This is a genomic window from Teichococcus coralli, assembly GCF_009829925.1.
GTDB classification, from domain to species: Bacteria; Pseudomonadota; Alphaproteobacteria; order Acetobacterales; family Acetobacteraceae; genus Pseudoroseomonas; species Pseudoroseomonas coralli.
Genome location: NZ_SNVJ01000002.1, coordinates 392,868 through 403,918, shown reverse-complemented (window position 1 = coordinate 403,918; position 11,051 = coordinate 392,868). Strand labels below are relative to the sequence as shown.

Here is an 11,051-nt window from a genome sequence, read left to right as displayed (position 1 = left end):
GGCGACCCTGCGCGGGGCGGCGCGGCGGCTCGGCGGCGGGCGGTGGCTGCGGGCCGGGCGGCGGCGCGGCGAGGCGGTCCAGCGGCGCCTCGGCCAGGGCCTCGTCGGCGCCCCAGTCCAGCTGCAGCCGCAAGGCGGCCAGCAGGGCGGCTGTGTCATCCGGTTCGGGCGCTGCGGCGTTCATCTTGGTCTGGCATATCGGCCGTGCACGGGGTTCCGCGCAACCCGTGATCGGTCTAAGGCATGGCCACGGGACCAAGGGAGAACGGCGTGACCGAACGCGAGAGCATGGAGTTTGATGTTCTGGTCGTGGGCGCGGGCCCCGCAGGGCTGGCGGCGGCCATCCGGCTGAAGCAGCTCTCGCCGGAGGCGGCGGTCTGCGTCGTCGAGAAGGGTTCGGAAGTGGGCGCGCACATCCTCTCCGGCGCGGTGCTGGAGCCGCGCGCGCTGGACGAGCTGTTGCCCGACTGGCGCGACGACCCGCCGGCCCTGGCCACCCCGGCCGGCGAGGACAGCTTCATGTTCCTCACCGCCACCAAGGCCTACAAGCTGCCGACCCCGCCGCAGATGAACAACCACGGCAACTACGTGGTCTCGCTCGGCAATGTCTGCCGCTGGCTGGCGGAGAAGGCCGAGGCGCTCGGCGTCGAGATCTATCCCGGCTTCGCCGCCTCCGAGGCGATCGTCGAGGAGGGCGTGGTGAAGGGCGTCGTCGCCGGCGTCATGGGCATCACCCGCGAGGGCGAGGAGGGGCCGAACTACCAGCCCGGCATGGAGCTGCGCGCCCGCTACACGCTGTTCGGCGAGGGTTGCCGCGGCTCGCTGGCCAAGACGCTGCAGGAGCGGTTCAACCTGCGCGAGGGCGTGCAGCCGCAGACCTATGCGCTCGGCATCAAGGAGCTGTGGGAGATCCCGAAGGAGCGCCACACGCCGGGCAAGGTGTGGCACAGCGTCGGCTGGCCGCTTCCCACCGACACCTATGGCGGCTCCTGGCTCTACATGCTGGGCGAGAACCTGGTCTCGGTCGGCTTCGTGGTGGGGCTGGACTACCCGAACACCTGGCTCTCCCCCTTCGATGAGATGCAGCGCTTCAAGACCCACCCGGAGGTCCGCAAGATCCTGGAGGGCGGCAAGCGCATCGCCTATGGCGCGCGGGCGCTGAGCGAGGGCGGCTTCCAGTCCGTCCCTAAGCTGGTCTTCCCCGGCGGCGTGCTGATCGGCGACAGCGCCGGCTTCCTCAACGTGCCGAAGATCAAGGGCACCCACACCGCGATGAAGAGCGGCATGCTGGCCGCTGAGGCGGCGGCCGCCGCGCTGGCGGACGAGGCCGCCGGGCCGGTGCTGGAGCGCTACCCGGAGCTGGTGCGCGGCAGTTGGCTGTGGGAGGAGCTTTCCGGCGTGCGCAACATCCGCCCGGGCTTCGCTAAATGGGGCTTCTGGGGCGGCATGCTGAACGCGGCGCTCGACACCTACGTCTTCCGCGGCAAGGCGCCCTGGACGCTGCCCAACCACGCCGACCACACCGCCACCAGGCCGGCAGACCAGTCGCCGAAGATCGAGTACCCCAGGCCGGACGGCAAGCTGACCTTTGACCGGCTTTCCTCGGTGTTCCTGTCGAACACCAACCATGAGGAGGACCAGCCGGCGCACCTCAAGCTCAAGGACCCGGCGAAGTGGCAGCCGGTGAACTGGGAGACCTACCGCGCGCCGGAGGCCCGCTACTGCCCCGCCGCCGTGTACGAGGCGGTGGGCGCCGACGAAGGCGAGCCTCACCTCGTGATCAACGCCCAGAACTGCGTGCACTGCAAGACCTGCGACATCAAGGATCCTTCGCAGAATATCGACTGGTGCACGCCGGAAGGGGGCGGCGGGCCCAACTACATCGGCGGCATGTAACACCCTGCCGCACGGCGCGAGCGCGGCGGTGCAACGGGCTGCCGCGCTGCACAGAAGCGTTTCCTGCAGCCCGGGAAAAGCTCTAGGCTGCGCGGCATGGTCACGCTGCTTGTTTCTCCGCGCCGCTTCGCCCTGCTGGCCGCGGCCCTGCTTGCCGGCTGCGCGGCGGGTGGGGCGGCGGATGCCGGCTCCGGCGGCTTCTCCTCCTCCTCCCGCCCCAGCGCCTTCGGTGCCTATCTCGCCGGCCGCTTCGCCGCCGCCGAGACGGATACCCGCACCGCTGCGGATGAGCTCCTTGAGGCGCTGCGCCTGGCGCCGAACGAGCCGGAGGTCCTGACCCGTGCTTTCCTGGCCGCGGTCATGGATGGGCGGCCCGATGCGGTGCGGCTCGCGCGCCGGCTGCCGCAGAGCGAGCTGGCCGCCATGCTGCTTGCCGGGGCCGATGGCATGGCCGGGCGCTGGGAACGCGCCGAGGAGCGGCTGCGCGGCCTGCCGCGCAACGGTGCGGCGCAGGTTCTGCAGCCTTTGATGCTGGCCTGGACCCAGGCGGGACGCGGCGCCACCGACGCCGCGCTCGCCACGCTGCGCCCGCAGATCGAGGGCAGCCGCCTGCGCGGCCTGGCCGCGTTGCATGGCGCGATGATCGCCGATATCGGCCGCCGCCCTGCGGAGGCCGAGCGGCTGGCGCGTGTCGCGCTTTCCGAGAGCACCGAGGCCAACCTCCGGATGCTGCAGATCATCGCCGGGATCTTCGAGCGCGCCGGCAAGCCGGCCGAGGCGAACCGGCTGCTCGACATGGTGGCCATGAGCGCCGATGACTTCGCGCTGCTCGGCAGCCCGGAGATGCGGCGGCGCCTGTTGCGCCAGCGCGCCGTGGCCTCGGCGGTGGAAGGCATGGCCGAGGCGGAGCTGGCGCTCGCCGGCGCCCTGCGGGGCCAGGGGGCGCCCGAGCTGACGCTGCTGCTCTCCCGCCTGGCGCTTCGCCTGCGGCCCGACTTCACCCCGGCGTTGCTGATCGCCGCCGACTCCCTGGCGGAGGAAGCGCATCCGGCAGCCGCTCTCGACCTGCTGCGCAACGTGCCGGAGGACGATCCGCTGATGCCGGTCGTGATGTTGCGCCGGGCCGCGCTGCTTGACCGCATGGACCGCCCGGAGGAGGCCATCGCGACGCTGCGCGCGCTGGCGGAGGCGCAACCCGATGCCTTGCAGCCGCAGGCGCGCCTGGGTGACCTGCTGCGCCGGCGCGGACGTTTCGCCGAGGCGGCGCAGGCCTATTCCGGCGCCATCAGCCGCATCGGCACGCCGCAGGCCGCGCACTGGCCGCTGTTCTATGCGCGCGGCATCGCGCTGGAGCGCAGCGGCGACTGGCCGGCCGCGGAAGCCGACTTCCACAACGCCCTGAAGCTGTCTCCCGAGCAGCCCTACGTGCTCAACTATCTCGGCTACAGCTGGGTGGAGCATGGCAGCAGGCTCGCCGAGGCGCGGCGGATGCTGGAGCGTGCCGCCGAGCTGCGCCCACAGGACGGCAACATCGCCGACAGCCTGGGCTGGGCGCTGTTCAAGCTGCAAGACCTGCCCAATGCCGTCCGCTGGCTTGAGAAGGCGGCGGAGCTGGAGCCGCGCAACAGCGTCATCAACGACCATCTGGGAGACGCCTACTGGGCGCAAGGCCGCGAGCGCGAGGCGCGCTTCCAGTGGCGCCGGGCGCTGTCGCTGGAGCCCGAGCCGGGGGAGGCGCCGCGCATTTCCGCCAAGCTGCGCGACGGGCTGCCCGGAACCACCCGCGCCGCCCTGCCGCAGTGAGCGGGGCGGTTCTGGCGCTCGCCGAGGCGGCGCCCGCCAAGGTCAACCTGCACCTGCATGTCGTCGGATGTCGCGCTGACGGTTACCACCTGCTCGATAGCCTGGCCGTCTTCGCCGGCGCCGCCGACCGGCTGCGCTACCGCCCAGGTGGCCCGCTGACGCTGCATCTGGATGGCCCGGAGGCGGGCGCCTTGTCGGCTGAGCCGGACAACCTCGTGCTGCGTGCCGCACGCCTGCTGGCGGAGGCTGCCGGGGTGGCGCCGCAGGGGAGGCTGTGGCTGACCAAGGTCCTGCCGGTCGCCTCGGGGATCGGCGGCGGATCGGCCGACGCCGCCGCGGCCCTGCGCCTGCTGGACCGTGCCTGGGGCCTGCACTGGGGAACCCGCCGCCTCGCCCCGCTCGCCGCCCAGCTTGGCGCCGATGTGCCGGTCTGCCTCGATAGCCGGGCCGCACGGATGGGAGGGGTGGGCGGAACGCTGACGGATGCGCCCGCGCTGCCGGCCGCGGGGCTGGTGCTGGCCAACCCCCGCGTCCCGCTCGCCACGCCAGCGGTGTTCCGGGCGCGGGAGGGCGGCTTCTCACCCGAGGCAAGTCTGCCCGCCGCCTGGGCGGACGCGGCGGCCATGGCGCGCGACCTCGCGCGGTGCGGCAACGACCTGGAGGCCGCGGCGATCCGGCTCTGCCCGGCAGTGGCCGAGGTGCTGGCGGGCTTGCGCGGCCTGGAGGGGTGCCTTCTGGCACGAATGAGCGGTTCGGGCGCGACATGCTTCGCGCTGTTCGCCGATCCCAGGGGGGCGGAAATGGCGGCGGCGCGCTTGCCCGCCACGTGGTGGCGATGGGGAGGGGGCTTTACGGAAGGGGCATCCAAGCCTTATTCAGCGCCCTAGGACGCCTAATGGGGCGTAGCCAAGCGGTAAGGCAGCGGTTTTTGGTACCGCCATTCCCAGGTTCGAATCCTGGCGCCCCAACCCATCAGCGATCCTTCGCCAGAGCGGATCCCCAGCAAATCGCCAGCATCCCCTGCGCTGCGGTCGGCCTGCTGAGGAAGAACGCGGCGGGCTGTTCGCCGAGGCCCCGGCAGGATGCCGTGCAGCCGGACGCGGTGGTCTGCAGCCGCGACAGCCATGGTTCGCCGAGATCATGTGCAGACGAAACCCTGACCTTAAGCCGGATGTCCGCGCCCGCTCTTTCGGACGACAACAGTTTGGACTCCAAGGGCAGGCGGCGGCCGAAGGGGCGCGGCAGGGCAGGTATTGCGCTGCACCGCGCCGCAGAAGAGGGCTCACTCCCCGGCCCGGGCGAAGCCACCCACGCTGGGGAAGCGTAACCCGGCCGCCATCGGTCTGCCGGTTCCTGGCGAAACGATCGCTCTTCGGAATGAGCGCGGGAGGCCGAGCAAGGCGGCCGGCGTCGAGGGGGAACTCGTCCATTCAGGCCCGAACGTGATGATGGCCGACGCGCTGGCGCGCGAGGACCTGGCCCGCGGCCCGGAACTGTCTTGGATCGCGGGCGAGGGACCTCGCCGTGCGGAGCGCGGAGGGGCTCGTCACCATCACCGTCCGCCGGCCAGAGCGGGCTGTCCTTCCTGGACCAGGCACGCGCCGGCCTGATGCTGCTGGGCATCCCGTTCCATGCCGCGTTGGCCTGCACGGCCTTGCCATGGATCGAAGGGCGGCAAGCCATCATCCCTGCTGGTGAACTTCCTGGCTGATCCACATCCTCTTCATCGTGTTCCTGGCGAACGTGCGGCTTCCCTCGCTGATCGCGTTCGTGATCGTCACGGGGCCCGCCCGGCCCCGCCCGGCCCGCCGCCACCATGTCCGGGCTAATGGAGCAGGGGGAGGGGCAGCGCGCGAGGCTGCCAAGGGAGCCGAAAGCGCGCCGGGCAGGCCTGGGCGAAGCGCAAGGATGCCGGAGGAGGCGTCAGACCTTGGCGCTTTCCGATCGCGGAATGCTGTTCTGCATATTGAATGGTCTCCCCACTCCGTCTAGCCTGCCGGCCAGGGCCGGAAAGGCTGCACAGAGGGGAAGATGCGGGCTGGACGGATGGCGACCGCGCCAAATGGATGCGGTGCCCTGGCGTCCTGCCCCGGACCAGGAATGAAGCCATTGCCAGAAATGCTTGCCCGCTCCGCTGAGGCCGCTCTGCCGATGGAGGCCCTTTCGGCGCTGCTCGCGCCGGCATCGGTCGCCGTGATCGGCGCCTCCGGCGACGCCGCCCGGATCGGGGGACGCCCGATCGCCGCAATGCTGGCGCGGGGCTTCCAGGGCCGTATCCTGCCGGTGAACCCCAACCGCCCGACCGTGCAGGGGCTGCCGGCCTTCGCCTCGATCGCCGATCTGCCGGAAGTGCCTGACGTCGCCATCATCGCCGTGCCCGCCAACGTGGCGGAGGTGACGATGACCGAGCTGGCCGAGCGCGGCGTGAAGGCAGCCATCATGTTCAGCGCGGGCTTCGCCGAAATGGGCGATGCGGGCGCGGCGGCCGAGGCCCGCATGCTGGAGACGGCGCGCCGCAGCGGCATGCGGCTGCTCGGCCCGAACTGCCTCGGCCTGTTCAACGCCCGCACCAACTTCTTCGGCACCTTCACCAGCAGCCTGGAGCGCGGCTACCCGACGCCGGGGCCGATCGGCATCGCCAGCCAGTCCGGTGCCTATGGCATGCACCTTTTCGGCATGGCGCGCGAGCATGGCATCGGCATCTCCTGCTGCGTCACCACCGGCAATGAAGCGGACCTCAACGTCGGCGACATGATCGGCTGGATGGCGCAGGACCCGGGCACCGAGGTGATCGCCGCCTATTCCGAAGGCATCCGCGACAGCCGCAGCTTCCTGGCCGCGCTGGAACTGGCGAGGCGCAACCGCAAGCCCGTGGTGATGATGAAGGTGGGGCGCAGCGCGGTGGGCAGCGCCGCCGCCCGTTCGCACACCGCCTCCATCGCCGGCGATGACGCGGTGACCGACGCGGTGCTGGCCGAATTCGGCGTGGTACGCGCCCGCACCACCGAGGAGCTGCTCGATATCGCCCGCCTGGCCACCAAGCGGATCTACCCCGTCGGCAACACGCTGGGCGTGCTGACCATCAGCGGCGGCGCCGGCGTGCTCACTTCCGACGCGGCCGAGGCCGTGGGCCTGCCCATGCCGGCGATGCCGGAGGCGGCGCAGGCCGAACTCCGGGCGGTGCTGCCGTTCTGCGCGCCGCAGAACCCGGTGGACTGCACCGCGCAGGCACTGAACGACCTTTCGCTGGTCGGGCGCTTCGCCACGGCGCTGGTGGAGCAGGGTGGCTATTCCTCCATCCTCGCCTTCTTCACGCATACGGGCGGCGCCGCCTCGGTGGCGCCGCGGCTGCGGCAGGAACTCGGCGCCGTGCGCGCGGCGCATCCCGACCGGCTCTTCGTCCTTTCCATTCTCGCCAATCCCGACCAGATCCGAACCTTCGAGGAGGAAGGCTTCGCCGTCTTCGAGGATCCCTCGCGAGGTGTCGCCGCGCTGCATGCCATGGGCCGTTTCGGCGAGGCCTTCGCCGCGCCCGCGCCGGCCGCCCCGCCCGAGGTGCCGGCTGTCGCGCTGCCCGAGCGCACGCCGAGCGAGGCGGAGGCCAAGCGCCTGCTGGCCCAGGCCGGCATCGAGGCCGCGCCGGAATGCGCCTGCGCCACGGCGGAAGAGGCGGTGGCGGCCGCCCAGGGCTTCGGCTTCCCGGTGGTGATGAAGATCCTTTCGCCCGACATCCTGCACAAGTCGGAGATCGGCGGCGTGCTGCTCAATGTCGCCGACGCGCAGGGCGTGCGCGAGGGCTTCGCGCTGCTGAAGCAGCGCGCGGCCGAGGCGGCGCCGCAGGCGCGCATCGAGGGCGTGCTGGTGGCGAAGCAGCTTTCCGGCGGGGTCGAGTGCATCCTCGGCGTGCACCGCGATCCGGTCTTCGGGCCGGTCGCCATGTTCGGCCTGGGCGGCATCTTCGTCGAGGTGCTGAAGGACGTCGCCTTCCGCCGCTGCCCCTTCGGCGAGGACGTGGCGGAGACGATGATCCGCTCGATCCGCGGCGCGCCGCTGCTGCTCGGCGCGCGCGGCCGGCCGCCGGCCGACATCAAGGCCTTGGCGCGGATGCTTTCGCGGCTTTCCGTCTTCGCGCACCAGGCCGGGCCGAGCCTCGCCGGCATCGACCTCAACCCCGTCTTCGCCATGCCCGAGGGGCAGGGTGCCTTCGCCGCCGACGCGGTGATCGATATCGCGGAGGACGACGCATGATCGACCACGAGAAGCTGCTGAACTTCCCGATCCCGGAGGTGCGGCAGCGCGTCACGCCGCGTGACGCGGTGTTCTACGCGCTCTCCGTCGGGGTGGGGCAGGACCCGCTGGACAAGCGGCAGCTCGACTACGTGGACGCGCACCGCACGCTGAGCGTGCTGCCCTCCATGGCGGTGGTGCTCGGGCATCCCGGCTTCTGGCTGCGCAACCCGGCAACGGGCGTGGACGCGGTGCGGCTGGTGCATGGCGAGCAGTCCATCACGCTGCACCACCCGCTGCCCAGCGAAGGCGAGATCGTCGGCCGCACCCGCGTCACCGGGTTGGTGGACAAGGGCGAGGGGAAGGGCGCGCTGCTCTATTCCGAGAAGGAGGTGATCGAGGCCGCCACGGGCAAGGTCCTGGCGGTGACCGGCAGCACCACCTTTCTGCGCGCCGATGGCGGGTTCGGTGGGCCGAGCGGCCCGGTGAAGCCGGTGAACCCGATCCCGGAAAGCGCGCCCGATATCACCGTGGACCTGCCGACGCGGCCGGAGCAGGCGCTCTATTACCGGCTCAACGGCGATGACAACCCGCTGCACGCCGACCCGGACGTGGCGGAGCGCGCCGGCTTCCCGCGCCCGATCCTGCACGGGCTCTGCACGCTCGGCGTGGTGGCGCATGCGCTGCTGCGGGAGCTTGGGAACTACGATCCGGCGGCGATGAGGAGCCTGGCGCTGCGCTTCTCCGCGCCGGTCTATCCTGGCGAGACGATCCGCACGGAGATCTGGAAGAGCGGCGCCTTCCGGGCGCGCGTGGTGGAGCGGGACGTGGTGGTGGTCAACAACGGCGCGGCGGTGTTCGCATGAGCGAGGCTCTCGACGCGATGGCGGCGGAGCGCGCCGAATCCATCCGCATGATCCGCGACAGCGCCGCCGGCATCGCGCCGCGCGGCGGCGACCGCAAGCGCATCCGCGCGCTCCGGTTCCAGGCGCCGGGCTTCGATCGCGCGGTGTGGCAGCAGGTCGGCGAGCAGGGCTGGATCGGTCTGCATGTGGCGGAGGAGCGCGGCGGCGCCGGGCTCGGCATGTCCGAGTTCTGCGCCATCGCCGAGGAGATGGGCGCGGCGCTGGCGCCGGAGCCGCTGGTGCCGGGGGCGCTTTCCGCTGCGCTGCTGGCCGCTGCCGGCGCCGAGGCACCGCTGGCGAAACTGCTGGCCGGGGAGAGCTACGTCGCCACCGCCTGGCAGGAAGCGCCGGGCGTGCTGGAAGCGCCGGGCAACGAGGGCGCGCCGCGCCGCTTCCTGCCGCTCGCCGGAGGGGCGGATGCCTTCCTGGTGCCGGTGCGGGAGGGCGGCAAGCTGGCGCTCTACCTCCAGCCCGCCGGGGGCGCCGACCTCGCGCTCGAGAAGACGCAGGATGGCGGCTTCTTCGGCACGCTGCGGCCGCAGGGCGGCGAGCGCGTGCTGGAGGATGCCGAAGTGGCGCTGGCCTCGGCGCTGGATGAGGCGGCGCTCGGCACCGCGGCCTACCTGCTCGGCATCATGGACCAGGCCTTCACGCTGACGCTCGACTACCTGCGTACGCGGCAGCAGTTCAACCGTCCGATCGGCAGCTTCCAGGCCCTGCAGCACCGCGCGGCCGACCTCAAGATCCAGCTTGCGCTCAGCCGGGCCAGCGTGGAATCCGCCGCCGCGCTGCTCGACACGCCGGGCACGCCGCAGGCGATGCGGCGCGCCGCCGTCTCGCGCGCCAAGGCACGGGCCAGCGAGGCCGCCATGCTGATCACCCGGCAGGCGATCCAGCTGCATGGCGGCATCGGCTACACCGACGAGGCGGATATCGGGCTCTATTTGCGCAAGGCCATGGTGATGGCGAACCAGTTCGGCCCGGCCGCGCTGCACCGCCGCCGCTTCGCCGCCGAGGCCCGGGAGGAGGAGGCATGACCGACCTGAACGCCCTGAGCGACGAGGACTTCCGCGCCGAGGTGCGCCGCTTCCTGGAAGCGGAATATCCGGCCGCGCTGCGCAACCCGCCGCACCGGCTGCACATGGACGAGGGGCGCCCCTGGTTCGAGAAGCTGAAGGCCAGGGGCTGGGTGGCGCCGGGCTGGCCGCGCGAGCATGGCGGGCTCGGCCTGGACGCCGCGAAGCAGATCGCGCTGATCGAGGAATACGAGCGCCACGGCGTGGCACGCCTGCCGGACCATGGCGTGATCATGCTCGGGCCCCTGCTGATCCGCTTTGGGACCGAGGAGCAGCGCCGGCGCTTCCTGCCGCAGATCCTTTCGGGCGAGCATGTCTGGTGCCAGGGCTATTCCGAGCCGGGCGCGGGCTCCGATCTCGCCTCGCTGCGCACGGAGGCGGTCCTGGAGGGCGACCATTACGTCGTCAACGGCCAGAAGATCTGGACCACGCTGGCGACCGACGCCAACTGGATCTTCTGCCTCGTCCGCACCGACAAGAGCGGCAAGAAGCAGGAAGGCATCAGCTTCCTGCTGATCGACATGACCTCGCCCGGCGTGACGGTGCGGCCGATCATCAATCTTGGCCTGCACGATGAGTTCTGCGAGGTGTTCTTCGACAACGTCCGCGTGCCGCGCGAGAACCTGGTGGGCGAGCCCAACAAGGGCTGGAGCATGGCCAAGGCGCTGCTCGGCTTCGAGCGCATTTTCCTCGGCTCGCCGCGCCAGTCCGGCTATGCGCTGGGGCGGCTGAAGCTGCTGGCCGAGCGGATGGGCGTCTTCGACGACCCGGACTTTCAGGACCGCTACACACGCCTGCGGCTGGACCTCGCCGATCACAAGGCGCTGTACGAGACCTTCGTGGCCATGCTGCGCCGCGGCGAGACGCTGGGCCCGGACGTGTCCATGCTGAAGCTGCACCAGTCCGAGCTGTTCCAGCGCATCACCGAGCTGATGCTGGAGATCGCCGGCGAGAATGCCGGGCTGCTGGAACCGATGGAGGGCAACCGCGACCTGCACCCCGCCGGCCAGTTCATCGAGGCGCGGCCGACCACGATCTACGGCGGCAGTTCCGAGATCCAGCGCGGCATCCTGGCGAAGAACGTGCTGGAGTTGCCGGGCTGACATGACCGCCGCAAGAGAACACGACAGGAGAGGACGCTGCC

At 71.5% G+C, this 11,051-nt stretch carries 7 protein-coding genes, 1 tRNA gene and 1 pseudogene; 8 read left to right on the top strand and 1 reads right to left on the bottom strand.

Annotated elements, in window-relative coordinates:
• Positions 1 to 184, bottom strand: a pseudogene (locus E0493_RS03970) (uracil-DNA glycosylase); the annotation flags it as partial.
• A gap of 104 nt (positions 185 to 288) precedes the next feature.
• Between E0493_RS03970 and E0493_RS03965 the strand changes: the two are divergent.
• From E0493_RS03965 to E0493_RS03930, 8 genes are all read left to right on the top strand, one after another.
• On the top strand, positions 289 to 1,896 hold the full coding sequence (locus tag E0493_RS03965; protein WP_202396901.1) for an electron transfer flavoprotein-ubiquinone oxidoreductase: 1,608 nt from the start codon (positions 289 to 291) through the stop codon (positions 1,894 to 1,896).
• 96 nt (positions 1,897 to 1,992) lie between these two features.
• Entirely contained in the window at positions 1,993 to 3,699 is a 1,707-nt protein-coding gene (locus tag E0493_RS03960) for a tetratricopeptide repeat protein (protein ID WP_160935600.1), read from the top strand.
• Entirely contained in the window at positions 3,696 to 4,586 is an 891-nt protein-coding gene (locus tag E0493_RS03955) for a 4-(cytidine 5'-diphospho)-2-C-methyl-D-erythritol kinase (protein WP_367614450.1), read from the top strand. Before E0493_RS03960 ends, E0493_RS03955 begins: the two co-directional genes overlap by 4 nt.
• Positions 4,587 to 4,595: 9 nt before the next feature.
• Positions 4,596 to 4,667, top strand: a tRNA-Gln gene (locus E0493_RS03950).
• A gap of 1,183 nt (positions 4,668 to 5,850) precedes the next feature.
• Entirely contained in the window at positions 5,851 to 7,947 is a 2,097-nt protein-coding gene (locus E0493_RS03945; RefSeq protein WP_235913568.1) for an acetate--CoA ligase family protein, read from the top strand.
• A complete protein-coding gene (locus E0493_RS03940; protein ID WP_160935599.1) occupies positions 7,944 to 8,792 on the top strand; it encodes a MaoC/PaaZ C-terminal domain-containing protein in 849 nt (282 codons plus the stop codon). Before E0493_RS03945 ends, E0493_RS03940 begins: the two co-directional genes overlap by 4 nt.
• Complete coding sequence (locus tag E0493_RS03935; protein WP_160935598.1) at positions 8,789 to 9,868, top strand: acyl-CoA dehydrogenase family protein; 1,080 nt, start codon at positions 8,789 to 8,791, stop codon at positions 9,866 to 9,868. Before E0493_RS03940 ends, E0493_RS03935 begins: the two co-directional genes overlap by 4 nt.
• Complete coding sequence (locus E0493_RS03930) at positions 9,865 to 11,010, top strand: acyl-CoA dehydrogenase family protein (protein WP_160935597.1); 1,146 nt, start codon at positions 9,865 to 9,867, stop codon at positions 11,008 to 11,010. The genes E0493_RS03935 and E0493_RS03930 overlap by 4 nt, the downstream gene beginning before the upstream one ends.
• The last annotated feature ends 41 nt before the right edge of the window (positions 11,011 to 11,051 follow it).